Source organism: Paenibacillus sp. FSL K6-4396 (assembly GCF_038002525.1).
GTDB lineage: Bacteria > Bacillota > Bacilli > Paenibacillales > Paenibacillaceae > Paenibacillus > Paenibacillus amylolyticus_B.
Genome location: NZ_JBBOCR010000001.1, coordinates 6752769 through 6778504, shown reverse-complemented (window position 1 = coordinate 6778504; position 25736 = coordinate 6752769). Strand labels below are relative to the sequence as shown.

Annotated in this window: 25 protein-coding genes; 24 read left to right on the top strand and 1 reads right to left on the bottom strand. The window is 47.8% G+C overall.

Annotated elements, in window-relative coordinates; translation table 11 throughout:
• Positions 1–111 precede the first annotated feature (111 nt).
• From MHB85_RS29595 to MHB85_RS29535, 13 genes are all read left to right on the top strand, one after another.
• Positions 112–2139, top strand: coding sequence for a BglG family transcription antiterminator (locus MHB85_RS29595; RefSeq protein WP_192135185.1), 2028 nt, complete (start codon positions 112–114; stop codon positions 2137–2139).
• Complete coding sequence (locus MHB85_RS29590) at positions 2102–2566, top strand: PTS sugar transporter subunit IIA (RefSeq protein WP_192135183.1); 465 nt, start codon at positions 2102–2104, stop codon at positions 2564–2566. The genes MHB85_RS29595 and MHB85_RS29590 overlap by 38 nt, the downstream gene beginning before the upstream one ends.
• 57 nt (positions 2567–2623) lie before the next feature.
• Complete coding sequence (locus tag MHB85_RS29585; RefSeq protein ID WP_124116715.1) at positions 2624–2941, top strand: PTS fructose transporter subunit IIB; 318 nt, start codon at positions 2624–2626, stop codon at positions 2939–2941.
• A 16-nt stretch (positions 2942–2957) separates the two neighbouring features.
• Complete coding sequence (locus MHB85_RS29580; protein WP_192135181.1) at positions 2958–4049, top strand: PTS fructose transporter subunit IIC; 1092 nt, start codon at positions 2958–2960, stop codon at positions 4047–4049.
• Positions 4050–4108: 59 nt separating this feature from the next.
• Positions 4109–5017: a ketose-bisphosphate aldolase gene (locus MHB85_RS29575; protein WP_192135178.1), complete on the top strand. Its 909-nt coding sequence runs from the start codon at positions 4109–4111 to the stop codon at positions 5015–5017.
• 206 nt (positions 5018–5223) lie between these two features.
• On the top strand, positions 5224–5490 hold the full coding sequence (locus MHB85_RS29570; protein ID WP_274599295.1) for a YesK family protein: 267 nt from the start codon (positions 5224–5226) through the stop codon (positions 5488–5490).
• 113 nt (positions 5491–5603) lie between these two features.
• Entirely contained in the window at positions 5604–5765 is a 162-nt protein-coding gene (locus MHB85_RS29565; protein WP_017691697.1) for a hypothetical protein, read from the top strand.
• Between the two features lie 98 nt (positions 5766–5863).
• Entirely contained in the window at positions 5864–7945 is a 2082-nt protein-coding gene (gene abc-f, locus MHB85_RS29560; RefSeq protein WP_341074112.1) for a ribosomal protection-like ABC-F family protein, read from the top strand.
• A gap of 275 nt (positions 7946–8220) precedes the next feature.
• The gene (locus tag MHB85_RS29555) at positions 8221–8688 is read left to right on the top strand and encodes a hypothetical protein (protein WP_091012585.1); all 468 of its coding nucleotides are present in this window, start codon (positions 8221–8223) and stop codon (positions 8686–8688) included.
• A complete protein-coding gene (locus MHB85_RS29550) occupies positions 8688–8972 on the top strand; it encodes a hypothetical protein (protein ID WP_036671603.1) in 285 nt (94 codons plus the stop codon). Before MHB85_RS29555 ends, MHB85_RS29550 begins: the two co-directional genes overlap by 1 nt.
• A gap of 4 nt (positions 8973–8976) precedes the next feature.
• A complete protein-coding gene (locus MHB85_RS29545; RefSeq protein WP_192135168.1) occupies positions 8977–10380 on the top strand; it encodes a glutathionylspermidine synthase family protein in 1404 nt (467 codons plus the stop codon).
• Complete coding sequence (locus MHB85_RS29540; protein ID WP_091012588.1) at positions 10362–10766, top strand: DUF350 domain-containing protein; 405 nt, start codon at positions 10362–10364, stop codon at positions 10764–10766. Before MHB85_RS29545 ends, MHB85_RS29540 begins: the two co-directional genes overlap by 19 nt.
• A 58-nt stretch (positions 10767–10824) precedes the next feature.
• Positions 10825–11772, top strand: coding sequence for a nucleoside hydrolase (locus MHB85_RS29535; RefSeq protein WP_341074111.1), 948 nt, complete (start codon positions 10825–10827; stop codon positions 11770–11772).
• Between the two features lie 74 nt (positions 11773–11846).
• On the opposite strand, the gene MHB85_RS29530 is transcribed toward MHB85_RS29535, so the two are convergent.
• Positions 11847–12314, bottom strand: a complete 468-nt coding sequence (locus tag MHB85_RS29530) for a heme-degrading domain-containing protein (RefSeq protein WP_105600665.1) — start codon at positions 12312–12314, stop codon at positions 11847–11849.
• A gap of 237 nt (positions 12315–12551) precedes the next feature.
• Here MHB85_RS29530 and lspA point away from each other — a divergent pair, with 237 nt between their 5' ends.
• The 11 genes from lspA to MHB85_RS29475 all read left to right on the top strand — a co-directional run bounded on the left by lspA (position 12552) and on the right by MHB85_RS29475 (position 25544).
• The gene (gene lspA, locus MHB85_RS29525; RefSeq protein ID WP_091012590.1) at positions 12552–13043 is read left to right on the top strand and encodes a signal peptidase II; all 492 of its coding nucleotides are present in this window, start codon (positions 12552–12554) and stop codon (positions 13041–13043) included.
• A gap of 495 nt (positions 13044–13538) precedes the next feature.
• On the top strand, positions 13539–14729 hold the full coding sequence (locus tag MHB85_RS29520) for an ABC transporter substrate-binding protein (protein ID WP_374954418.1): 1191 nt from the start codon (positions 13539–13541) through the stop codon (positions 14727–14729).
• A 24-nt stretch (positions 14730–14753) separates the two neighbouring features.
• The gene (locus MHB85_RS29515) at positions 14754–15620 is read left to right on the top strand and encodes a carbohydrate ABC transporter permease (RefSeq protein ID WP_091012591.1); all 867 of its coding nucleotides are present in this window, start codon (positions 14754–14756) and stop codon (positions 15618–15620) included.
• Positions 15620–16447 (top strand): carbohydrate ABC transporter permease, encoded by an 828-nt coding sequence (locus tag MHB85_RS29510; RefSeq protein ID WP_210109338.1) that lies wholly within the window; start codon positions 15620–15622, stop codon positions 16445–16447. The genes MHB85_RS29515 and MHB85_RS29510 overlap by 1 nt, the downstream gene beginning before the upstream one ends.
• Before the next feature lie 341 nt (positions 16448–16788).
• The gene (locus tag MHB85_RS29505; protein WP_105600347.1) at positions 16789–18552 is read left to right on the top strand and encodes a cache domain-containing sensor histidine kinase; all 1764 of its coding nucleotides are present in this window, start codon (positions 16789–16791) and stop codon (positions 18550–18552) included.
• Positions 18542–19336 carry a response regulator transcription factor gene (locus tag MHB85_RS29500; protein WP_341074109.1) on the top strand — a complete coding sequence of 265 codons (795 nt, stop codon included), beginning with the start codon at positions 18542–18544 and terminating at the stop codon, positions 19334–19336. Before MHB85_RS29505 ends, MHB85_RS29500 begins: the two co-directional genes overlap by 11 nt.
• A gap of 115 nt (positions 19337–19451) precedes the next feature.
• Complete coding sequence (locus MHB85_RS29495; RefSeq protein ID WP_341074107.1) at positions 19452–20771, top strand: extracellular solute-binding protein; 1320 nt, start codon at positions 19452–19454, stop codon at positions 20769–20771.
• 38 nt (positions 20772–20809) lie between these two features.
• Positions 20810–21691 carry a carbohydrate ABC transporter permease gene (locus MHB85_RS29490; RefSeq protein WP_036606643.1) on the top strand — a complete coding sequence of 294 codons (882 nt, stop codon included), beginning with the start codon at positions 20810–20812 and terminating at the stop codon, positions 21689–21691.
• Positions 21692–21907: 216 nt separating this feature from the next.
• Positions 21908–22771 (top strand): carbohydrate ABC transporter permease, encoded by an 864-nt coding sequence (locus tag MHB85_RS29485; RefSeq protein ID WP_210109477.1) that lies wholly within the window; start codon positions 21908–21910, stop codon positions 22769–22771.
• A gap of 237 nt (positions 22772–23008) precedes the next feature.
• On the top strand, positions 23009–24418 hold the full coding sequence (locus tag MHB85_RS29480; protein WP_091012600.1) for an MATE family efflux transporter: 1410 nt from the start codon (positions 23009–23011) through the stop codon (positions 24416–24418).
• A 229-nt stretch (positions 24419–24647) separates the two neighbouring features.
• The gene (locus MHB85_RS29475) at positions 24648–25544 is read left to right on the top strand and encodes a helix-turn-helix transcriptional regulator (RefSeq protein WP_341074106.1); all 897 of its coding nucleotides are present in this window, start codon (positions 24648–24650) and stop codon (positions 25542–25544) included.
• Positions 25545–25736 lie beyond the last annotated feature (192 nt).

The following is a 25736-nucleotide window of genomic DNA, read 5'->3' as shown; positions in this document are numbered from 1 at the left end:
GATCAACAGGGGGGTATATTATTTTGACCCGAATGAAATGGACATATTTTAGTATTTAACAAAAAAAATACGAGTGTTATGCTGTGAGCGTAAGGAAGGAGTGATCCTCAAATGAAAGCGCTATCTCCGAGAGAATATCAGATTTTGCATTTTCTATTGGAGCGTAGGGATTTCGTTCCGGTCAAAGAAATAGCCGGTCACATGAACTGGTCGGAAAAAACGATTTACAGGGAACTAAACGCCTTGGAACACAATTTGCATATTCGCGGCATTCGCCTCGAACGGAAGCCGGGAAGAGGTATTGCGCTGGCTTTAACCCAGGAACAGACGATGGAGCTGAGAAGAACGCAATGGGCTTCGGGAAAAAGGGTGGTGACAACCCTTTCCGTAGAGGGGAGGAGAATCAAAATATTGACGAATTTATTATATGATTCTCCTGAGGAAACCTCGATTAACAAGCTGTCAGAAGAATACTTTATCGGCAAGGCATCGATTGTGAATGATCTCAAGGCCATTGAAGAACGAATTGAACCCTTTCAGCTCCGACTGGAAAAAAGCCAGCTCGGTACCCGTCTGATCGGTTCAGAGATTAACATTCGCAAAGCCATGGCTTCTCTCATTAATGAACTTGTGAGTGAAGAACGGGCGGGAGAACAAGAGCATGAATCTCGGATTGATGGTAACACACTAGTTGAGTTGATAGAACATTTTGGCTGCGATTCAGTTCAAGGGATTCAACGTATTCTGGAAGAAACCGAGCAGCAATTAGGATATACCATAGGCGATCCCTATTACATCAACCTGCTGACTCACCTGCTAATTTGTATCCGCAGACTGAAGAGTGGCAAGGTCATTCGATTGGCTGACGGCATTCCTGATCATCCCGTAACTGACCCTCATGTGCATTCCATCGCAAAAGCCATGGCCCAACAAATCAGTGAGCTATGCGGATTGGAATTACCAAGTGAAGAGATCTATTTCATCTATCAATATCTGATTTCATCAGGCATGAGTGTTCCGTCCCTTAATCTTGAGTTGTCTGGTCTGATGGACAAGGTTTGTCCAGAGTCTAAAGTGATGGTCAAGGAATTAATTCAGACTGTATCCGGGATGATCCGGCGTGATCTCACAACAGACGAACAATTGTACAAGGGTCTGATCATTCATTTCAAACCGATGCTGAATCGTCTGAAATACAACATTTCCATTAATAATCCTCTGCTGGAGGATATACGTGAGGCGTATGCCGAGATATTCTCTCTGGTCCGTTTGGGGATGCTGCCCATGGCCCAAGCCTGCGGATTGAATTCGTTTAGTGATGACGAGATAAGTTACCTGGTCCTTTATTTTCAGGCATCCATTGAGAAAAGCAGTAGAAAGAAAAGAGTTATTCTGGTCTGCTCCACTGGAATAGGGACATCTCACTTGCTGAAAAACCGGATCAATCGTTCATTTCCCGAATGGGAAGTCGTTGATGTCATTTCGACAAGCTGGTTCAAGCGTATGGAGGATTGGACGGACATTGATCTGATTATATCAACCGTGAAACTGGAGCATCATGACTTGCCAGTTGTGTATGTCTCGGCGCTATTAAATGACACGGATGTCAGCTTAATAAAGGCGAAGTTTAACGAGGCGAGGTTGAATCAACATCAAAACAGGGTGTTTTCGTTTCCACTGCTCAGGGCGTACTTCCACCCATCTTATGTACAGATTGAAACGAATACGAAGGAACAATATACAGAAGGTACAGCATCCCGTCTGAAGCTGTTTGCATCCATACTCCAACACGTAGGCGCTAATCTGGAGAACCGGACATTTGCCGAGGCTAAGCTGAATAACCATTTGTCGGTTTTCCTGATCCGCAGTGATGTGAACGTCAATCCCATCGTCGGTTTTAATGTCATTCAAGGCGAACCGACCAATTGCAAATTGGAAATTGTAATCGCTTTCTTCCAGGATGGGCCACTAACTGAATTATTGATAGAAATACAGAGCTTGTTGATGTGCAGGCGCATGTATGAACAGATCATGAGAGTAACTACACCACAGGAGCTTTTCGAGATATTACAGTCCAAGCACGATCAGGAGGAGGACCATTATGGATATAACCAAGATTATCAACGAACGGTTGATTAAGCTGGATCTAAAAGCACGAACCAAGGATGAAGCCATCGAGGAATTGGCGGATTTGCTTGCAAAGGAAGGTGTCCTTTCCTCCAAAGAAGAGTTTATCAAAGACGTCTATTTAAGAGAAGAAGAGGGTCAGACTGGCCTGGAGAACCACGTTGCGATCCCTCATGGCAAATCGGCGGCGGTCCTCAAGACCTCCCTCACCATCGGACGAACAGAGCACCCGCTTGAATGGGAGACCCTGGACGGCAAACCTGTCCATGTCGTTATTTTGTTTGCTGTAAGGCTTGTAGACCGGAATACAACCCACATGAAGCTGTTGGTCCAAGTTGCGAGTATGCTCGCTGATGAAGAGGTACTGGAACGTTTGATGCATGAGCCGGACCCGGCCCAGATTATGGAGCTGTTTGCTAGCAGAGAGAGCGTATCGTAGAACATGGCAATTCAGGATTTTAATATGGAGCACAATACATCATTTGGAGGGATTCTGATGAACATTGTAGCCGTAGCCGCGTGCACTGCTGGTATTGCCCACACGTATATTGCCAAGGAAAAATTGATCAAAGGTGCAAAAGCGCGTGGTCATGAGATCAAAGTAGAGACCCAAGGCACCATAGGAACAGAAAACGAGCTTTCCAGGGAAGAGATCGGGGCAGCTGATGTTGTCATTGTGGCTGCAGATATCAAAATCGGTGGAGAAGAAAGGTTCAAAGGCAAACGGATCATTCGAGTCAAAACCGAGACGGTCATTAAAGCCCCGATTAAATTCATTGAAAAGGTGGAGCAGTCTTTAGGGGTATCCTCATAACAAGGGAGGCAGGGCGATGAGCGCAAAATCCAATCACGCAGGTTCAGTCATCAAAGGTCATCTGTTAACAGGTATTTCCTATATGATTCCTTTGATCGTTGCTTCAGGGCTGTGTATCGCGCTGGGACAAATTCTGGGAGGAGCCGATGTGGGCAAGGCGGAAGGTACGATTCCGTATATGATTAACCAAATCGGCGGTTGGGGCATGGGGCTGGTTGTCCCTTTAATTTGCGCAGCGATTGCTTATTCGATCTCGGACCGTCCCGGAATTGCTCCAGGATTAATTGTTGGTTTTATATGCAGTCAGATTCAAGCGGGGTTCATTGGTGGGCTGCTGGGCGGATTTCTGGTGGGTTATGTCGTACTCGGTATCCGTAAATATGTGAAGCTGCCAAAGTCCATGCAAGGATTAATGCCTGTTCTCGTTATTCCGTTTCTGGCTACATTGATCTCTGGTTTAGGTATCTTTCTTGTCATTGGTCAGCCAATTGTCTGGTTACAGGACAGTCTTACCCAGGTGCTTGAATCGATGCAGGGGGGGTCCAAATTTGTTTTAGGTGCCATTCTGGGCTTGATGGCCACCTTTGACTTCGGAGGACCTGTGAATAAAACGATGTCACTGTTTGCTGATGGGATGTTAGTCCAAGGTATCTATGGGCCTGAGGCTGTCAAGTTTGTCGGCTCCATTATTCCACCATTAGGGATTACCCTATCGTATTTCCTGACGAGAAACAAATATACGGCAGCAGAAAAAGAATCGTTAAAGGCCGCATTCCCGATGGGAATCTGCATGGTCACGGAGGGTGTCATTCCGATTGCGGCAAGGGATCTGATCCGGGTGGTGACTTCCTGTGTCATCGGCTCAGCGGTAGCTGGTGGATTGATTATGATCTGGGGCGTTGAGGCTCCGGTGCCACATGGGGGATTATTCGTTGTACCCCTCTTCACCCATCCATGGCTGTTTATGTTGTCTCTTCTCATTGGAACCGGAATCTGTGGTGTAACCTTATCTTTATTAAAGAAGCCAGTTACGGCGATGGATGAAGAATTCGACGATACCGAAGACGAAAGCGTAACCTTCGATGACATTGTGTTCAAAGTGGAGTAATACCCGCCATATAGATAGCGCTTACATTTTATTAAACCAATCTAAAGGAGATGTGTTTCATGTTGATTACGATGAAGGAGCTGCTTAAAGTAGCCAAGGAACACCAATTCGCGGTGGGAGCATTTAACGTGGCAGACAGTACATTTTTGAGAGCTGTGATTGAGGAGGCGGAGCATTCCAATTCCCCGGCAATCATCGCCATTCACCCGACGGAGCTTGAATTTTTGACGGATGAATTTTTCGCATATGCCAGCCAGCGTGCACATGCCAGCCATGTTCCACTGGTGATCCATCTTGATCATGGTGGGTCCATTGCTGATATCATCCGGGCGATCAAGTGTGGATTTACTTCTGTCATGATTGACGGTTCTCTGCTCCCTTATGAAGACAATGTGGCTATTACTAAACAGGCGGTGGAGCTTGCACACTCCGTCGGCGTATCTGTTGAGGGGGAATTGGGGACGATTGGGCAGACCGGTAATTCTATCGAGGGCGGTGTATCCGTAGTAACTTACACGAATCCGGCCCAGGCGGAAGATTTTGTGGCACGTACGGGTATCGATACATTGGCGGTGGCCATCGGTACAGCCCATGGCATATATCCCAAACATATTAAACCGGAGTTGCAAATGGATATTCTGAGAGAAATCAATCAATTGGTAGACATCCCTCTCGTTCTGCACGGGGGGTCCGCAAACCCTGATCAGGAGGTCTCCGACTCCGTTCAGTTGGGGATATGTAAAATCAATATTTCCAGCGATATGAAACATGCATACTTCAAAAAGGCCCGTGAAATTCTAAGCACCACGGAATTATGGGACCCAAATGCCATTTACCCAGACTGCATTGTTGAGGCTCAAAACGTCATTCGTTATAAAATGAATCTGTTCAATTCCGTGGGCAAGGCAGACTTGTATAAAGGACTGCGTTATGAGCAGCGTAAGGCTGAAAGTGTGAGCCTTTACTAAACCTGGTCGCTGTTGCAAGTCACCATAAGAACGACTCCCATTTCATCTCTCGGAGCCCCCTTGAAGCCTACCATTCACGAACTTCATCTCTTGTGAATGGTGGGCTTCATTATGTGATAAACTCTACACGTATCAGAATGCTCAGCGTCAATATGTATTGGGAGAATGTGTGAGGGAGGGGAGCATGAGTGAAAGGTCTTATTATATTGACACTCCTTGTTTGGGTCGCATTATTGCTGATTGAATGGTTGATCTACCGTTTACAAGGACGGCGAATGACATGGGTTCAGTATATATTGCCATGTGTGGCCTTGCTCAGCGGTGCCGTTGTAATCATGATCAGCATCGATATTGGCGGGTGGAACGGCATCGGATATGCCCTGCTTGGCGTATCGCTGGGTACCGCGGGAATGTTAACACTCATTACGGTGGCGATCAGGGATGTGGTGCTTCGGCGACGGGGCAGGAATTAAGCGGAAGAATGAAACCTTTATACAGTAAGATTGAATCAGGTGATGGGATGGTTGCAGGAATGCATTCGTCTGTGATATATTGACATTAATTATGACAAGGGAGGTGAAGACAGGTGAATCACGAGATGCTTAACAACCGTATTAGCCAGCTGCCGATTGCTATGGCTGGCATTGTTCATACTTTTCTGACCAACGGGAGAAGTCTGTCCAATTTTGAATATACGGAAGTTAACATTTGCGAGAAGATGCCTGCCTTGACCTCATTCGGACGATAAGCGATATTGCTTGAATTCTGAAGGGCCGCGGAGCTAACCTCCTGCGGCTCTTTTTGTGTTGCGGTCAGGATCTTCCATACCATAGGAGGAACCTTATTATGATGATGATTAGCGCGCAACAACTGACTCAATACCACGGAGCACATCTGGTGCTGGATGGCATTACGTTTGAAATTATGGAAGGTGACAAGGTCGCCCTGATCGGCCGTAACGGAAGCGGCAAGACCACACTTATGCGCCTGATGGCAAGACTGAACAAGCCGGATGAAGGGCAATTGATGATCAAGAAAGATACACGAATGGGATATGTGGCTCAGGTTCCAGAAGGATTGGATGAACATACCGTACTGGATGTACTGAGTCTTGGATTCAAGGAGCTTATGATATGTCGCACGCAAATGAAGGAAATGGAGCAGCAGATGTCCGATCCAGCATGTGCAGCAGACCCTAATCAATTGGAGCGCTTGTTGAAACGTTATGCGGCACTGCAAGACCAGTTCGAGCGTGAGGGTGGATACGAAATGGATGCCCGGATCGATCAGGTGGCGGACGGTTTGGATATCGCCAAGGCACACTATGGTTGGCACTTCGGTTCCTTGTCCGGTGGGGAGCAGACTCGGGTGGTGCTGGCCTCGCAGCTAATCGTAAGACCTGATCTGTTATTGCTGGATGAGCCAACGAACCATCTTGATCTGGAGCGGGTCGAGTGGCTGGAAGGATTTTTACGTGAATATCCCGGCACCATTGTCCTGATCTCGCATGATCGGTATTTTCTCGATCGGGTAGTGAATCGAACACTGGAGCTGGAGGATGGAGAAGCGGAAACGTCTGCTGGCGGTTATACGGAATATATGAAAGTGAAGGAACAACGGCTGTTGCAGCAATTCGAGGAGTTCAAGGAGCAGCAGAAGGTGATCAAAAAAATGAAAGAAACGATCCGCCAACTGGAGGAATGGGGCCGAATTGGTGGGAATGAAAAGTTCTTCAGACGGGCGGCTTCGATGCGTAAAGCAATCGAGCGGATGGAACAGGTGAAGCGTCCTGTGCTGGAGCGCCGCAATGCCGAGTTCGATGTTCGTCCTACGGATCGAACGGGCAAACGGGTAGCGGTATTGGAACAGGTCGAGAAGAGCTATGGTGAGCGCGAAATCCTGCGCGGAATCTCGGGTCTGTTGGAATATGGGGATAAAATTGCACTCATTGGCCGCAATGGTTCCGGCAAGACGACCCTGTTCAAGCTGTTGCTTGGAGACGAGCAACCCAATACGGGCAAGCTGGAGTGGGGTGCACGCGTGGATGTAGGGTATCTGGCTCAACAGGAGGAACCTACGAATCCGAAGCTGAATGTGCTTGAATACTTCCGTCTGGAAGCGGGCGTGGAGGAAGGCGAAGCACGCGGGATTCTGGCTCGATACCTGTTCTATGGAGCGGATGTATTCCGCTCAGTGGGACAGTTATCCGGCGGGGAATGGACGCGCCTGCGTTTGGCTCTGCTGGTGCAACGCAAACCCAATGTACTGCTGCTCGATGAGCCAACCAACCATCTGGATATCGCATCCAGAGAAGCGCTGGAAGAGTCGCTGGTTGATTTTGAAGGAACCGTACTTGCTATCTCACATGATCGGTACTTCGTCAATCGCCTCGCCTCCCGTGTCTGGGAACTGGAGGACGGTCAGATGACCGCTTATCTGGGAGACTATGAGGCATATCGGGAGAAGAAGCTTGAACTGCAAGCTCGTGCGGCGGCGACAACTCAGGCTACAGCAGGAGTGGGAGTTTCTTCTCGTGGGAACGCCAAGTCAGAGATGAAGTCAGGTTTAACGTCTGCTCCCGGCGGAACTGCCAGATCAGGGAAGGAATCAGAAGCAACCTCGGCATTGAACGGGTCCACTGTTGCGGCTCCCGATGGAAGTCGAGATCATGAAGCTTCTACTGAATCAGGTAAGGCGATGTCCTCTTCGGCATCAACTGTATCGAAACATAGAAGTGGTAGTGGCAACCAACCGTCTGCGGAGAAACTGGAACAGACGTTGGCTCGTCTTGAGGCACAGATTCAGGCACTGGATCAACAGCTGGAAACGGTGCAGAACAATCCGGTTGAACTGGAACAAATCTGGAATGATCGCGAGCAATTGTCCGCTGAATATAATGATATATTGGCGCAGTGGGCTGAGTTATAAGTCAGAATGGCATGAGCATAAGATGGAACAAGCGAGGTCGGAGAATCATTTCCGGCCTTTTTGACCGGGGTTAAATACCATACGTTTTGTGTTAGCCAAGAGAGCGTTAAAGCACGAATGTAGCATCGTCAACTTGATTGAAGCAGCTAAAGGTATTGTGAAATTGATTCACTAGTGGAACTTTTTACCTTCACATGCGTTAAATACGTTTGTATGAATTGAAACGGCTCACCTAAGAGCTCGCAAAAAGGGAGGTTATCGGTATCTATTATTCATTGACGTATCGGACTTGGTCGGATGATCGACAGGCGGAGACGGGGGTGCTGGAACAGACATCAGTCACACGAGATGAACTGTTCATGCGCAAACTGGTGGATGCTACCTTGGTAAAAAATAAACTCTGGGCGCATCTGTCCAATGAATGCCAGGATGGGCGGGAACATGCGGTATACGTAACGGCGTATGAGCAACAGATGCCGGACGAGTACGGTGCAGCCATTGCGGATGCTGCGCTGGCCATGTGCAAAATGTCTTCCATGTATAGTGCAGAGTATATGCTGTGGAATGGAAGTTCGTTTCAGGAGTTGGAACTCACAGCGTCATCCACCTATACGATGGAGCTTGCCGAGCAACTGCTGGACCATTACATGGTTCGCAGTGGCAAGACATATGAGTTCCTGTATTCCGTGCTGGATGCGGATCGCAAGAAAGTGTTGTTTTATATGAAAGAGGTGGATCTGTAATGAGTGACCAAGAGCGGGGGCAAGCATCGAAACCCGGATCAAAAGCAAAGCTGGTTGCTTTCTCCCTAATGCTGGCGGTTCCTGCCGTGTTATCCGGTTGTGGCAGCAACAATGATGAATGTGACCCGGAGTATGATACCGGATGTGAATATGATTCCAGCAGTGGACACTATTACTACGGTGGGTCGTCGTATCGAAGCAACAAGGACAGTAACAGCTCCTATAGCAAATCCAAGTCCAAATCAAGCGGCTTCGGTAGCTTCTTCCGCAGTTCGGGAGGATAACCGGATGAGACAAGTGGTTCAACTGCCGTTTAGTCACGAAGAAGTATTTCAGGGCGAAACGGAACAACAGATTCCATACCATCGAATGTACGGGAAGCAATATTGCGTGCCTGCATTGACGGTCTATTCTCCCTCGGAGGTAGAAGAGCTGCGTACCGCAGCCGAGGCGGTAGACGGCATTTACTGTAAAGTGATGCGATTTATCCAGCAATATATGCCGGATTCCTTTTTGGAGCATCAGCTGGGTATCCATCCCGGGATTATCCCGGCGGCACGCATGGAGATGGTGACTGGAGGCATTACCCGTCAGGACTGGATTATCGGAGAAGCTGGGCCCAAGTGTATTGAAAATAATACGGACACTCCAACGGGCATACCGGAGGCTGCTGCATTGGAAAATATCCTGGTCGGTCTTGCTGAGCCTGCCGCGTTGACTGCACCATCTGCCGAGATGGATGCACGTATTCAGGCGTGTTTCAAGATATGGCTGGAATTCTATGCAGAGCAAGGATTGCAGGGTCCGGTGACGTTCACTTCTTTTGGTGAACATGTCGAAGATCGAACAAATACGGAATACCTGATGAGACGATGTCAGGAAGCGGGATACGAGGTTTTCTATGCTCCACTTGATGAACTGGAGATTGTTCCGGGAGAGGCGCTTTACCATAAAGGTCGGGAGATTAATCTGCTCTACCGCCTCTATCCACTGGAATATCTGATCGATGATCGGGATGAGACGACAGGCGTGGACATTGGCGCTGCGTTACTTGAACTTGTACGGGAAGGACGGCTAGGCCTGATGAATCCCGTTCAGCATGTGCTGATGCAGAGCAAAGGCTTCATGGCAGCGATCTGGTCGCTCTACGAGCGTAATGAGCAAACCCCGGAATATTGCGGGTTTACCCTCTTTGATGATACAGAGATGGACGTCATTTCCCGATATCTGCTGCCAACCTATTTTTCAGCTGAACCCTTCGATCTGAACGCCATGCCATATGTAGCCAAAAGCTATTGGGGGCGCGAAGGCAGAGGAACTCTTTTGCTGGATGGAGGAACGAACAATGCCTTTGGAAAGCAGGATATGGAGCATCCTCTTAACGAGACGCTGGAATCCAATCGTGCAACTGCGACAACAGACGAGGATGAAGAGATTACAGCTTATTACGAAAATCAGCCCAAAATCTATCAGCAGCTGGTTCCGATGGAGCAGGTCGTGATTGAGACGGAAAATGGAGCGTACAGCGGTTATCTGCTTACAGGGGTATTTGTTATCGGTGGGCGTTTGGCTGGAGTGCTGCCACGGGTTGGGGAGAAAGTAACCGGAGATATGGCCTATTATTGCGCGGCTGCGGTTCGTGAACGGATGAATGATGAGGAGGAGAAGAAGGAATGGAGAACTTGGGATTGAACTTGCTGAATGTTGTGGTGGGTATAGGCATTTTGCTAGTGGTATTGGTATGTGGATATTTCGCTTTTAGCAAATTGACCCGGTATAACGATAGTGAAGAGATCGCGAAAGGAAACGAAGCGGCGGGCATGTACATGGGCAGCAAATTGTTGGGACTGTGTATTATTGTGGGCATGGTATCTTTCTCAACGCATTCGTGGTTGGATATGCTGCTGTGGTCGGCGTTTGGAATTATTTTGCTGTGCCTGGTCTATATTATATTTGACTTCCTCACGCCCAAAATGCGAGTTTGCGATGAAATCGCACGAGGAAATATGGCGGTAGCGCAGCTGCTGCGTTCAATTATCATCGGCGTTTCCATCGTCATCGGTACATTTTTAATGTAAAATAAGACATAGTGTTTTATAGAATGTACTATATAAACGGAAGAAGGGGCGCGGCATCATGAGAAGAGTCATCATCGATACAGATACAGCAGGAGACGATACGATTGCGATCCTGACGGCATTGCATCACTTTCAGGTGGAAGGCATCACCATTACGGGCGGTAACGTACAATTCGACCAAGAGGTTGAAAATGCTTTGTACACGGTACAGGTTGCTGGACATGGCGGCAAGGTGCCTGTGTATAAAGGATGCGAGCGACCGCTAATGGCCTACGGTAAAGCTCAGCACCGTACAGTGGAAGACGTGCATGGCGATGACGGTATGGGCGGCGCGCATTTCCCGAAGGCGGACCAGCGTCCCGAGAGCGGGCATGCGGTTGATTTTATCATTGAGAAGGTGCACGCACATCCAGGTGAAATTGAACTGCTGGCAATTGCACCGCTGACCAATATTGCCATGGCGATTCAGAAAGACCCCACGATTATTCCGGAGATTGCTCACCTGTACATCATGGGCGGAACGAATAATGCACTGGGCAATATCACCCCGGCGGCGGAGTATAACTTCTACGTAGACCCGGAAGCAGCGAAAATTGTACTGCATGCGGCCATTCCGATCACAATGGTTGGCTGGGAGATGTGCACGCAATATTCAGTGATGGATGATGACGACCATGCAGAGATTGCCGCTCTCGGTACATCGGGTGCCGATTTCTTTACAGCCATTAACAAAGTGGTTATGCAGTTCAACAAGTCGGTACATAAACTCAATGGCACCACTCATCCCGATACGTTGCTGATGGCTGTAGCCGCGGATGAATCCATCATGACCAAGTCGGGTCAATATTATGTGGATGTAGAAGCGGCAGGAGAATTGACACGCGGATACAGTGTGGTTGATATCAACGGACGTTTTGGCAAAGAGCCGAATGTACGTGTCTGTGAAGCCATTGATCGGCCGAAGTTCAAATCCATGTTGCTCGATGTTCTCTCAGCGATTCAATAAACGCAGTAATTAAACTGCAGGAAAAAGAAGAAAATCCGTACCTTATCAGGTGCGGATTTTTTGGCGCGCTTAATCTACCCTTGCTGCAACAAAAACGAGCGAATTCCTGTCGTGACCAGATCATGGTCTTCCTCATCAGGCAGACCCGATACCGTAATGGTGCCGACCTGTCCCTCATTTTCGAGAATCAGCGGGAAAGCGCCACCAGCCAGTACATAGTCCGATGAAGGCAGATTGAAGTTGTGCTCAAGGGTCTGGTTCTCGTTTCTCAAACGCAGGGCGGTATGCCAAGAACTGGAGGAAAAATGATTCACCACGTTGTTTTTACGTCGAATCCAGTCCTCGTTGTCGGGATGAGTTCCTTCCATCGCATGCAAAAAGAGACGATGTCCCTTCAGGGTAATGTCGATGGTCACGGCCTGTGAACGACGCTTCGCTTCTTCAACCAGATGCAGGCCAAGGTTAAGCGCCGTTTCAGAACCAAATGTGGCAAATACCAATTCTAATTCTTCCTGTTTCATTTCCTTTAATTTTTCGATCATGGTGAGGTTCAAATTACAGGCATCCCCTTTACATATATGATTGATGTCTACATTCGACATGAATGGGGACAGTACCTTCCAAGTGCGACTGGACCATGTTACTGGACGCTATATGTATGGCTGGGGATGGCTCATTTGGAGACCGTACATCAGCTGTGTTAAAGTGAAGGTAACCTAATATACAAAACTCTTAAAGTTAAAATAAGTTAGCGCTCAGTAGGCAGGAGGAGAAGCACGATGCTGTTTTATTTTGTAGCACTGCTGGTGACTTTAGTGGATCAGGGGACCAAGATTGCAGTGAGGATGTATATGGAGGTTGGCGACGTCATGAGACTGGGTAACTCGGGCATGCAGTTACAGCATTACGAGAACAGTGGAATGGCGGGCAGCATGTTTCAGGGGAATGCGCGTTTGTTCGGTGCGATTGCTGTTCTGTTCATAGCAGGCATGCTGTATTACCGGAGTAAAGGTGAGATTCGCGGTTTCTGGATGCAAGCTGGCGCGGGTTTTATGGTCGGAGGGGCTTTAGGAAATGCGATCGATCGATTTATCTATGCCCGGGTAACGGATTTCCTCGTATTTCCGTCAGGACGCGGGATTTTGAATCTCGCTGATGTCGCAATTAACATCGGTGTTGTCATGATTATCATTGGCATGTTGATTCGTGCATATCAGAGTTATCGGGCCAAACGTTTACGCAATGCTTTGCCGAAAGCAGAACGTTCGTAACATGGATAAAAGCGTTACAGTGGGTGAATATAAGCTTAATAAATGAGGGACATTGGATATCTTCCAATGTCCTTTTTGTTATGCCCAATTCGAATCGTGGGAAGAAATGCCTTGATTCATTTTTACCGAAATCGTTTTAGGAATAATAAAGGCTTGTATAGCCAACGCTCATAGTATGAGTTTGTGGAAGGATTAACCAAATGGTTATTTCACCACCTGAATGGGTAAATCTTTACGTATATAAAGTGAAACTAAGATATACACGAACACGGAGAGTGCAGAACCAATCTGAAGAAGCGAAGCGTGCGTGTTTATCACCGGATTTTCCCTTTGAGGAAGGAAATCAAAAAAATCTGGGGATAACAACGATCGGAAGATGGTACTGCAATCGGAGTGACACCGTGTAAATCACATTAGTTCAATTTTTAAAGCTGAGGGAGGTACAACATGAGAACAACGCTTACCAAGGCTCTCGGGACAATGTTGCTATGCGGAATGATGGCTGTACTTTTATCTTCCTGTACCAGTGGAGATAGCGCGAATGGCAAAGTGCAGATTGAATTTTTCCAGAACAAGCCTGAAGCCAAAACAACCTTTGACGAATTGATCAAAACGTTTAATGCCGAGCATGACGATATTCAGGTGACACAGGTGAATCCGCCAGATGCGGAGACCGTATTGAAGACACGTGTTGTCAAAAATGATATCCCGGACATTATGGCCATGGGGGCAACCGACACCTATTCCATTCTGGCCCAGAGTGATATTTTCACCAATCTGACGGACAGTTCACTGCTCCAGACGATTGATCCAAACTACATACAAATGCTTAAGGATCTCACAGGTATGGACGAAGTGACGGGTATTCCTTACGCGACGAATGCAAACGGCATCATGTACAACAAGACGCTGTTTAAGGAAATGGGCTTGGACGTGCCCAAGACGTGGGATGAACTAATCGCGACTGCCCAAAAGATTAAGGATGCGGGCGAAATTCCATTTTATTTCACATACAAGGATGACTGGCAGACAAGCCTGCCGTTCAATGCACTTGCCTCCAACCTGGTCGGCATTGATTTCTATCAGGAACGGCGCGATAACAAAGTTACGTTCAAGGAGAAGTACCGCGAGGTAGCTGAGAAGCAGCTGGAGCTCATGAAGTACGGTCACGGCGATAACTTTGGTAAAGCCTATTCAGACGGTAACCGTGCTTTCGCTAACGGTGAAGCCTTCATGTACATCCAGGGAACCTGGGCCATCTCCGAGATTCGCAAAGCAAACCCGAATATTGAGATCGGTTTCTTCCCGTTCCCAACGGGCAATGATGCAAGCAAGATCAAGCTGGTGAACGGGATCGACTCCCTATTTACGATTGCAGCGGACACACCTAATCGCGAGCAGGCAGAGACGTTTATTGCTTTTCTGCTGAAGCCTGAAAATATCGGAAGATACATTGACGAACAGACGCTGTTCTCTGCGGTCGAAGATGTGAAGCAGGATGATCCTGCGGTACAGGAATTGATGCCTTATATCGAGCAGGGCAAGGTTATTGACTTTCCCGATCACTATATTCCGGCTGCGGTGCAGCTGAATTCCATCGTACAGTCCTTTTTGCAGAACCAAAACATCGACAACTATCTAGATACACTCGACAAAGAATGGGACAAGGTTGCCAATCGGCGCTAAGCCTTGTCTGAAGGAGGATGGAGTATGAACAAGCGTATCGCACCTTATTACTGGATGACGGTTCCGGCGGTTATATTGTTCTTTGTATTTATGACACTGCCGGCCCTCCAGGGCATCTATTATTCATTTACGAATTATAATGGATTCGGGAAAGAGTATGATTTTGTTGGCTTCAAAAACTATTTCAACTTGTTCCAGGACGACAATGTAGGTAACGCCTACTGGTTTACGTTCAAATTCGCGATCGTGGTGACGATCCTGACCAATATTCTGAGCCTGCTCATTGCACTCGGGCTGAATGCCAAGATTAAGTTCCGTAACTTTTTCCGCGGCATCTACTTCCTGCCCAATATTCTGAGTGTACTGATTGTAGGTTACATATTTAACTACCTGTTCTCCAACGTATTCCCGATCTGGGGACAAAATCTGGGCATCAACGCGCTATCCACGAACATACTCGGCAGCGAGAGTCTGGCTTGGATCGGTATCGTCATTGTTGCCGTATGGCAATCCGTGGCCCTGAATACGATTCTGTATTTGGCTGGTCTGCAAACGATACCAACGACACTGTACGAGGCATCCAACCTCGACGGTGCAGGCAAATGGCGTGAATTCTGGAGTATTACCTTCCCGCTTATTGCCCCGTTCTTCACCATTAATATGGTGCTGGCAATGAAAAATTCACTTATGGTCTTCGACCAAATCGTAGCCTTGACCAACGGTGGTCCCGGACGGGCGACGCAGTCCATCTCCCATCTGATCTACACCGGAGGATTTGAAGGCGGCGAATATGCATATCAATCTGCGAACTCGGTTATTTACTTCATCGTTATTGCGGTGATTTCAATTCTGCAAATCCGGTTCCTGCAAAGAAGGGAGATGGATCTGTAATGAGAAGCCGTACACGAATCAATTGGCTCGTTATGCTGCTCGTGGTGCTGGGTACCCTGTTTATCCTGTTCCCTTTGTATATGACAGTTACGATTGCTTTGAAAAATCCGGAGCAGATGGCCCAATCGGTCTTTGCCCTTCCGACAACGTTTCACTGGGAGAATTTCGCAAGAGCCATCGACATGACAAACTTCTTCCAATCGTTCCGTAACAGTGCGATCGTTACCGCCTCAACCGTGCTTTTGACGTTACTTAGTAACTCTATGGTGGCCTATGCGATTGCGAGAAATATGGAGAAGCGCAAGTTTTTCAAAGGACTCTATTATTACTTCGTCAGCGCGATGTTCATTCCGTTCCCGATCATCATGCTGCCGATTGTTAAACTGACCGCATCGCTGGAGATGACAAATCTGGTAGGTCTGATCCTGCTGCACACGGTATATGGCCTGGCATTTAACGTATTTGTGTACGTTGGATACATCCGGTCCATTCCGGTAGCGCTGGAGGAAGCGGCGTTTGTGGATGGGGCAACAACCTGGGGCACATTCTGGAAAATCATTTTCCCGCTCATGGCGCCAATCAGTGCCACGGTTGGTATTCTGACCTGTCTGTCCACGTACAACGACTTCTTGCTGCCACTCATTATTATCAGTGATCCGGGACAGTACACATTGCCGCTTGTACAGTATGTATTCCAAGGGCAGTTCAATACCGAGTTTAACCTTGCGTTTGCATCCTACCTGCTCGCGTTGCTGCCGATGATTATCATCTACCTGTTTGCACAGAAGTGGATCATCAACGGGGTTACACAAGGGTCTGTAAAATAACCGAAGATGTGCTAAAGAAAAGATTATGTGTGAAGGAATATGAACCAAGAGAGTGGACTCTAAGAGTCCCCTCTCTTTTTTTCGATCCTTGTCATTTGACGTTTGGGAACTGTCAAAAGGATTGATTAACCTGTAAAACTATGCTATTTTTTAGTCGTTAGTTTAATCGATAAACAAAGACGATAAGAAGAGGGGATTCTGGTTTCTTTTTTTGCAAGCGCTTTAATAAGAAAAACTGAATACGTAGATAAATCCGGCATCGTTTGTACCCAGTCTTCAAGAGCACGGGCGTAAGGTGGTGGGTTCTTTTACATGCCAAAAAAGAGAGGAGAATGGGGCAGTTGCACGGGAAAAAAGGACATTTTAACTCTCTTCGGAATCAAATCTTTATTGGTTTTGTTATGGTGATGCTTGTTGTTCTGTTGTTCGCAGGCATATCGGCCTATGATCGGGTAGCTGCTTTGCTGAAAAGCAATGCAGAGAAACATATTCATCAAACTGCCGTCCAGGCCAGTGGCAGATTGGATGCACTCATTGCACAAGTGAATTCGCTGACCGCTCAGGTGGCGGATGATTCATACGTGCAGCGTCTGCTCAGCGATGAGAAACAAGGCAACCCGGCCACCTTTAATCAGCGTCAAGCTCTCTTGCAGATTGCGGGCAGCTATCAGTCTTTCATCAATGGCGCGCAGAGTATGGAGATATACACTACGGGTTATAACCGCATCTTTCCCATGGATGACCGATCCCTCGATCTCAGAGTGGAGCGCAACTGGATCAGCCTGGCGGACGAAGGCAAAGGCAGACTGGTATGGGCAGGCGCTGACCCTGAAGATCCGGGTGTGCTTCTGGCTATTCGGCGCATTAACCTGCTGGAACATTCCTTTGAGCATGGAGGCTATATTGTGGTGCGGATGCAACGCAGTTTCTTTCAACTCAATGATTCGAATGGGGCAGATGGTTCGCAGGACTCGATCATGCTCTTGGATGGTGCAGGCGAGGTGGTGACTTCTGATCTGGAGATTAATCTCGATCCAAAAGCCATATTGGACAGCGAATCCGTCGTGCAGAACGGGGAGGAATCCTATATCGTCGTCCGGCAAAAGTCTGAATTAACGGGATGGACACTTGCTGTGCTGACTCCGCTGCAGGAGACAACGGAAGGGGTATCCATCCTGAGGACGGCGCTTCTCGTTTCGGGAATCATTGGTGTTGTTCTGTTCCTGATCATGTCCTTCTTTCTCTCCACGATGATTACACGTCCGCTTATACGCCTGATGCGGGCCATGCGCAGTGCACAACCGGGAGCCATGAGACCTAATCTAATGGTCAGCGCAACGATGGAGATTAATGAACTCAACAACGTGTATAACCAGATGGTCTACAGACAGAACGAATTGACCCGTGTGGTTCATGAGAAGGAAGTCATGCAGTCCCGGGCGGAGTTGAAGGCGTTGCAGTCTCAGATTAACCCCCACTTTCTATTTAACACACTGGAGGCGTTCTATTGGTCCCTGGAGGAAAAGGGAGACGAGGAGATGGCACGTATGGTTGTGGCGATGTCCCGATTGTTTCGTTACATTATCTCCAGCTCTCAGCAGGATGAGTGGGTTACGATTGCCGACGAGTTGGAACACGCAGAGCGGTATCTTCGCATTATGCAGATGCGGTTGGGGGATCGAATGCAATGGGAGATTGAGTTGAGCGATGCGGTTCGTAAGGTCCCCATTCCGAAACTGCTTATACAGCCCTTGGTGGAAAATGCGATCCTCCATGGCATTGAAAGTAAACTGGGACCTGGAAAGATAAGCATCCATGTGGATGCTTCGACCGACAAGAATCTGGTTCGCATTGAGGTTCGGGATGATGGCCCGGGTATGGATGAATCACGACTTCAATCTGTTATTCATGCTTTACATGGCGGGCCGGCTGTGTCCAAGAAGGGGACAGGTGTAGGTCTAATCAACGTACATCGACGGCTGAAGCTCTACTTTGGCAGCCAACTTGGCGAACGGTGCAAGCTCTCCTTAACAAGTAAGGTTGGGGAAGGGACCGTCATTGGCTTTGAGATTCCCATGGGAACGGAGGGTGCATATGATTCATGACAAAACGATTCTTATCGTGGATGATGAGCCGCGTACAAGAGAGGGTATTCGTAAAACATTGGAAGGATGGTCAGCAGGACGAAATCACATTCAGACTGCAGAAAGTGGCGTCGAGGCTGTCGAATGGCTCAAGAAAAAGCCGGCAGATCTGTTAATAACGGATGTTCGCATGCCGGAATTCTCTGGCTTGTCCCTCATTGAAGCCATTCAGCATTTTGCAAACAAACCTGTTGTCCTGATTATGTCGGGACATGCCGATTTTCAATACGCCCAGCAGGCCATTAAGTTGGGTGTTGTGGAGTATATGTTGAAACCGATTGATAAGGAACAATTGCTACAGACCGTCGAAAAAGCCCTAAAGTTCAAGGAACAACAGCGACGTATTCAAACGATGCAAGAAATGGTTGACCCCAAGCTGCTGGATGTTAAGGAGCGAGGGGAACAGAGACTAAATAGCCAGATCAGTGAAGCTTTGACCTATGTGGATACTCACCTGGGTGAACATGTGACCATGCGTGAAATCGCTGATTTGCTGCATCTCAATTCGAGTTACTTCAGTGTTTTGTTTAAGGAACAGATCGGCATCAATTTTAGTGAATACCTTACCCGCAAACGCATTCAGCGCGCGAAGGAATTGCTTGTGCAGACAACGATGCCAATTTCGGAGATTGCGGAACAGGTGGGTTATCAGACGGATAAGTATTTTATCACGGTATTTAAAAGTCTTGAGGGGCTTAGTCCAAGCAAATATCGGCATTCCCTATCTGAACGAGATAACAAATAACCTCAAAAAAGTGGAGTTTTTCCAAATTGTTCTGGTCTTATAGCGGCAATAGGCCCGTGCTACAATTTGGTTAAAGCGGTTACATTAACCGAAAAAACCAAGGGGGTCTGGAATAATGAGCAAAAAGACGATGGCCATTCTTCTGTCATGGACGCTGGTTCTCGCCGTAATTTTATCCGGATGTAACAGTTCAAGTTCGGATCAAGCGGGTGAAACGGGCAGCAACGGCACAGATGGGAAAGTAACCCTCAAATTCATGCACCTCTGGCCAGCAGGAAGTTCTGCACAGCAAAATAAATTGGTCAACGATATCATCAAGCAGTACCAGACGGATCATCCGAATGTGACCATCAAGCAGGAAGTGCTGGAGAATGAACAATACAAGAACAAATTGAAAATCCTGTCTGCATCCAATGAACTTCCCGATGTGGGTGTAACTTGGGCTGCTGGTTTTCTGGAGCCTTATGTGAAGGGGAACCTGTTCGCACCGGTCGATGATCTGCTGAGCGACTCGCTGGGCGAGAAATTCATAGCTGGCACAACAGAAGCCTATGCGATTGACGGCAAAACATATGCCCTACCTATCGAGTTAAATATCTCCCCCATTTATTATAACAAAGCCATTTTTGCGAAATATAACTTGCAGCCGCCAGCAACGTACGATGAATTCCTGAGTGTGCTGAAGACACTGACCGAGAACGGTGAGGTTCCGATCGCACTGGGCAATAAAGACCGCTGGACTGGCTCACTCTGGTATATGTATCTGGCAAATCGGTTAGGTGGAGATGCACTGGAGAAGGCAATCAATGGCTCCGGCAAGTTTGACGATCCTGCTCTGACTCAAGCTGCTGCCGAGGTACAAAAGCTGGTGGACATGAATGCCTTCAACAAAGGTTTCAACGGGTTGTCCAACGATGAGGGCAAATCCGAATTCATGAACGAAAAGGCTGCCATGTATCTGATGGGTACGTGGGAACTGCCAAACTTCACGACTAACCCGGACATCCCACAGGAATTCAAAGACAAGATCGGATTTTTCAAATTCCCAACGATGGAAGATGGCAAGAGCGATATTAACAGCTGGGTAGGTGGTCCAGGCGTAGGGCTGTTCGTGGCCCAGAATTCCAAAGTGAAGGAAGAAGCGGCGAAGTTTGTGCAATACTTTGTGGAAAAATGGGGTGAGAGTTCGGTGACTGAGGCAGGCGTCATCCCGGCAACCAAAGTGGATACGGCTGCAGTACAGTTGCCACAGCTCTACATCGACCTGCTGAACGAATTGAATCAGGCCAGCAGCCTTACGCTCTTTGCAGACGTACAGATGAAACCGGCAGCCGCTCAGGCACATCTGGATATGATTCAGGCGTTGTTTGGCAAAGCGGTTACACCGGAGGACTTTGTGAAGAATCATCAGGCTGCGATTGATAAAGGCAATTGACGTACACACGTTTGAACGCTTGAAGGGAGGATAATGTGATGGACAAAGTCATGTCCAACCGTCTCGTTGCTGCGTTGTACGTGCTTCCTGCACTGCTTCTGCTGCTGGTCTTGGTATACATCCCGATCGTGCTCACCGGGTATTATGGGTTGATGCAATGGGACGGGATCGGTGCAATGACCTTTATTGGATTGGATAATTACGCCAGACTGCTTCAGGACGGAACATTCTGGCAGAGTGCGAATCATACTTTTTTGCTTGCTTTGTTCTCTGCGCTGAGTCTGATCGGTTATCTGATGATTGCTTTGGTGCTGTCAGGCAAGATTAAGGGTGCCAATCTGTTCCGCAAAATATATTTGATCCCGATGCTGCTGTCTTCGGTCGCGATCGCTCAGTTATGGCTGAAGATCTATCATCCCAGCAATGGTGTGCTGAACACCTTTCTGGAAGCGATCGGCTTCAGCAATCCGCCAGCTTGGCTGGCGGAGCCATCACTGGTGCTGTATGCACTGTTCGTACCGATCCTATGGCAGTATGCAGGCTTCTATATTTTGATCTATTATGCGGCCCTCAAAAATATTCCGGAATCTCTGGTGGAAGCAGCCCGGATTGATGGGGCAAGCCCTTGGCAGATCGCTTTTCGAATCAAGTTGCCGCTAATTACTGAAGTCATCAAGGTGACTGTGGTACTGGCTGTGGTAGGCTCACTCAAGTATTTTGATCTCATCTACGTGATGACCGATGGCGGACCGAATGGCTCCAGCGAAGTGATGGCCTCCTATATGTATCGTCAGGCGTTCCGTAGCTTCGACTTTGGTTACGGTAGTGCTGTAGGGTTCTTCCTGCTCTTGATCTGTCTGCTTGTTACCTGGCTGCTTCGTAAAGCGACGGCATCCAAAGATACGATCCAGTATTCCTGACGCTAGTTCGTGTCTGAAAACTCGCTGAAGTGCATCTTTTACAGCCTTTTCGCCCCCTGCTGCGTCACTTTCCCTTGACGTGCCCCGGCACGCCTGCGGAAAATTTCCTTGCTTGGAACGAAAATTCGGCAAAATCTGCCACCTTCGGAGTTTCCAGACACGCCCTAGTGAAATGAAAGGAGGTCCATCCCGGTGAAGACGGATACGGCCGTTAGATTGCCAACTTACCCGGGGACAAGCCGAGGTTCGGCATGGTTAAGGAGATTCGGATATGTTCTGCTGTATTTCCTCTTGTCCCTGGTAGCTTTGCTGCAAATTTTACCCTTGGTATGGCTGCTGTTATTCTCGCTTAAAAATAATCAGGAAGTATTCGACATGGCGCCTTTTTCCCTTCCTGCTACCCCGCGTTGGGAAAACTATGTCAAGGTATGGACAGAGGGAAATATCAGCTTGTACTTCTTCAACAGTGTATGGATTACCGTGGTCTCGGTGGTGGTCACCGTGCTGTTTGCCAGTCTGGTGACCTTTGCCATTACACGTATGCGCTGGAAGGGTCGTTCGCTGGTGCTGGGGCTATTCATGGTGGGTCTGATGATCCCTGTACACTCCACGTTGATCCCGCTGTTCAGCTTGTTCCTGAAGCTTCATCTCACAGATCATCCTTTGTCAGTCATCTTGTCTTATATTGCCTTTAATATGCCAATTACCATTATGATTCTACTCGGATTCTACTACGCGCTTCCCCGGGAAGTGGAAGAAGCCGCAGTGATGGATGGTTGCTCCGTGCATCGAATTTTCTTTCGGATTATCTTGCCGATGACAGCTTCGGTTATCTCCACAACGGCAATCATCAACATGATCTATAACTGGAATGAGTTCATCTTTGTTAATACGTTCATCAGTACGGATTCATACAAGACCCTGACCGTGGGGGTACAGAACTTTATCGGTCAATATACAACGGATTGGGGAGCCATTGGTGCCACGCTGATGATCAGCATTATGCCGATTCTGATTGCTTTTCTCATCCTGAGTAATCGAATCGTGGAGGGCATTGCTGCGGGTTCAGTTAAAGGTTAACAGGTTGAGGTTCCAAGGTCCTTCCATTACTTGCTTAAAAGGCGAGTTGGGAGGGGCCTTTTTTGTCTTCTAAAATCTCTGGTAAGCGTACGGAAGATAGGCTATATGAAAGTAGTGAAAATACCTATTTATGGAATTACAAAAAACTTTCAACTTTTTTCGCAAAACTACTGCATTTTCAAACCACCTGTGCTAACATACCCTAAGAATTAAAGCCCACATGGGAAAGGTGAGAAAATGACAGCAATATCCTCAACCAAAGAGTCCCTTCGTTCTGATGCCAAGGATCTGAATCTGATTCGACTGACATGGCCTATTTTCCTGGAACTCTTCTTATTTATGTTGATGGGGAGCGTGGATACGCTCATGCTCAGCTCGGTATCCGATAATGCGGTCTCCGGCGTTGGAGCAGCCAATCAGATTATTTCTATCGCTATCCTTGTATTGGAAGTCATTGGACATGGTGCTGCGATTGTAGTAGCACAATATATTGGATCCAAAAAGTTAAGTGAAGCAGCACAAGTGACAGGTAATGCGATTACGCTGAACCTTATCGTAGGTCTGGTCCTGAGCGGAATCTTTCTTCTATTCGGAGGACATTTGTTATCACTCTTGAATATTCAAGGCGAAATTTATGATTTTGCCCGTTCGTATATAAATATCGTCGGTGGCGGGATCTTCCTCCAGGCACTCATTAATGCCCTGGCTGCGACGATTCGTACACATGGTTACACCAAAGAAACAATGTACGTCGCTGTATTCATGAACGTGATTCACGTGGTTGGTAACTATGCATTGATCTTTGGTCACTTCGGCCTGCCGAAGCTTGGGGTGGAAGGTGCAGCCATCTCTACGGTAGGGAGTCGGTTTATCTGCCTGCTGATCTTCTTCTGGTTGTTGTATCGTGTGAGCGAGGTACGGGTGGATTTCGAATACTACATTAAGTTGTCCAAGAAATTCATTGGCAAAATTCTGCGGATTGGCATTCCGTCTGCGATGGAATCCATGGTATATCATTCCTGCCAGCTCGTGTTCACGCTGTATGTGACCTATCTGGGCGCAGAAGCTATGGCAACCAAGCAGTATGCGGGTAACATCTCCAGCTATATCTACTTGTTCAGCATGGCGATTGGTATGGGGACATCGATCATTGTAGGTCGGCTTGTGGGTGCGCGACGCAAAGATGATGCGTACAAACGTGTTTTTGACAGTGTAAAATGGGCGCTTCTGGCCACAGTCATCATTGATGTAATCATCATTTTTTTCCGTGTGCCGCTGATGAGCATCTTTACGGATAATCCGGAAATTATCAAGCTGGGGGCTCAAGTGATTCTACTCAGTCTTTTGCTCGAAACCGGGCGTACCTGCAATATTGTGATCATTGGTTCCCTGCGTGCGGCAGGGGATGCGAAGTTCCCGGTATACATGGGTCTGATCTCCATGGTCTGCATGAGTCTGCCACTGGGGTACCTGCTCATATTCCAGCTTCATCTGGGGCTTGCTGGTGTGTGGCTTGCCATTGCGGCGGATGAGTGGACCCGTGCGGTCATTATGTTCTTCCGCTGGAAGAGCAGAGCTTGGGAGAAACATGAACTGGTGGAGCATGATGACGAAGAGGTTGGCGCACAGCCGGTACCGGCTGTCTGATTGTTGAGTTTTCGTATAGAGTCGGTCAAGGGGCAATGTTGTCCCTGGATCGGCTCTTTTTTTGTTTTTGTGAGGCGTATATATGCCCTTGTAACCAACGCTTAGTTACACCAACTCCGATGAGAGAATAATTCTCCAATTACGGTTATCTCGATATGTAGCAGAAATGATCAAAACGCCTTATGCTGAAGCACGTATAGTAAGGATATGGAAGGGGGCTTTACCTCAGTTGAGCCGTTACCGTGCAATGATTCAGCAAAGTTTGTTTTATATTGAGACTCATCTGCATGAGCAGATTGGGCTGGAAGAAGTGGCATCCGAGGCGTTGTTGTCACCCTATCATTATCATCGGGTTTTCCGTAATGAAGTGGGTATGACTGTGGTGGATTATATACGCAATCGCCGGATGAGTCTGGCGTCCACGACCCTCCGATTGACGGATGCGGGTATTTTGGACATCGCGCTGGCATGTGGCTTTGAGAGTCAGGAAGCCTTCACCCGTGCATTCCGCAAATTATATGGCATGCCACCAGGACGTTTTCGCAAGTTGTTCGATCTGAAATTATTCGAAGGAAAAACCAGAGGAGGAGAATTACAGATGAATCAGACGTCAACAATTACAGGTTGGATGTTAACGGGAAGTCATCCGCAAAATTATGAGATGGGCATTGACCCTGCCGAAGTGCATCAGGGGAAAGCTTCAGGATATTTGAAGGCCGTTACGCCGATGGAGCCTAACGAATTCGCAACGATGATGCAACAGTTCAGAGCGGACAAGTATGTAGGCAAGCGGATGAAATTATCGGGATTCGTGAAGACCGAGCGTGTGGACGCGTTCTGCGGATTATGGATGCGTGTGGATAATAATGTCCATGATGTACTTCAATTTGATAACATGCATGATCGGCCGATTACGGGTACGCAGCCATGGAACCAGTATAGTATTGTGCTTGATGTGCCGGAGGGCAGCGCGGTCATTTCGTTCGGGGTTATTTTGAACGGTAAAGGAAAAGTGTGGGTTGACAGCTTCCGCTTCGAGGAGGTTGATCTGAACACACCGCTGACACATATGGAGACAGAGTATGAGATGTCGGATGAGCCGCTGAATCTGTCATTTGAGGAGTAAATGCTGAGGTGATCAAGAAGTTGTTGCTTAAACCGTAACATGAATCGGAATCTATAGACCAAGGGCTGATCCAATCGCGGGTTGGCTCTTTTTGTTGCCTTTGGGGTATAAAGAAAGTAAAGCGAAGTCCAAGCTGAGAGGATATGCACCTGTCATACAAATTGCAACTCATCCATAGCCAATTAACATAGA

Excerpts from the sequence above, each read along its gene's own strand:
- MHB85_RS29595 (WP_192135185.1), top strand. The coding sequence starts at position 112 with ATGAAAGCGCTATCTCCGAGAGAATATCAGATTTTGCATTTTCTATTG.
- MHB85_RS29590 (WP_192135183.1), top strand. The coding sequence starts at position 2,102 with ATGGATATAACCAAGATTATCAACGAACGGTTGATTAAGCTGGATCTA.
- MHB85_RS29585 (WP_124116715.1), top strand. The coding sequence starts at position 2,624 with ATGAACATTGTAGCCGTAGCCGCGTGCACTGCTGGTATTGCCCACACG.
- MHB85_RS29580 (WP_192135181.1), top strand. The coding sequence starts at position 2,958 with ATGAGCGCAAAATCCAATCACGCAGGTTCAGTCATCAAAGGTCATCTG.
- MHB85_RS29575 (WP_192135178.1), top strand. The coding sequence starts at position 4,109 with ATGTTGATTACGATGAAGGAGCTGCTTAAAGTAGCCAAGGAACACCAA.
- abc-f (WP_341074112.1), top strand. The coding sequence starts at position 5,864 with ATGATGATGATTAGCGCGCAACAACTGACTCAATACCACGGAGCACAT.
- MHB85_RS29550 (WP_036671603.1), top strand. The coding sequence starts at position 8,688 with ATGAGTGACCAAGAGCGGGGGCAAGCATCGAAACCCGGATCAAAAGCA.
- MHB85_RS29545 (WP_192135168.1), top strand. The coding sequence starts at position 8,977 with ATGAGACAAGTGGTTCAACTGCCGTTTAGTCACGAAGAAGTATTTCAG.
- MHB85_RS29540 (WP_091012588.1), top strand. The coding sequence starts at position 10,362 with ATGGAGAACTTGGGATTGAACTTGCTGAATGTTGTGGTGGGTATAGGC.
- MHB85_RS29535 (WP_341074111.1), top strand. The coding sequence starts at position 10,825 with ATGAGAAGAGTCATCATCGATACAGATACAGCAGGAGACGATACGATT.
- MHB85_RS29530 (WP_105600665.1), bottom strand. The coding sequence starts at position 12,314 with ATGATCGAAAAATTAAAGGAAATGAAACAGGAAGAATTAGAATTGGTA.
- lspA (WP_091012590.1), top strand. The coding sequence starts at position 12,552 with ATGCTGTTTTATTTTGTAGCACTGCTGGTGACTTTAGTGGATCAGGGG.
- MHB85_RS29520 (WP_374954418.1), top strand. The coding sequence starts at position 13,539 with ATGATGGCTGTACTTTTATCTTCCTGTACCAGTGGAGATAGCGCGAAT.
- MHB85_RS29515 (WP_091012591.1), top strand. The coding sequence starts at position 14,754 with ATGAACAAGCGTATCGCACCTTATTACTGGATGACGGTTCCGGCGGTT.
- MHB85_RS29510 (WP_210109338.1), top strand. The coding sequence starts at position 15,620 with ATGAGAAGCCGTACACGAATCAATTGGCTCGTTATGCTGCTCGTGGTG.
- MHB85_RS29500 (WP_341074109.1), top strand. The coding sequence starts at position 18,542 with ATGATTCATGACAAAACGATTCTTATCGTGGATGATGAGCCGCGTACA.
- MHB85_RS29495 (WP_341074107.1), top strand. The coding sequence starts at position 19,452 with ATGAGCAAAAAGACGATGGCCATTCTTCTGTCATGGACGCTGGTTCTC.
- MHB85_RS29490 (WP_036606643.1), top strand. The coding sequence starts at position 20,810 with ATGGACAAAGTCATGTCCAACCGTCTCGTTGCTGCGTTGTACGTGCTT.
- MHB85_RS29480 (WP_091012600.1), top strand. The coding sequence starts at position 23,009 with ATGACAGCAATATCCTCAACCAAAGAGTCCCTTCGTTCTGATGCCAAG.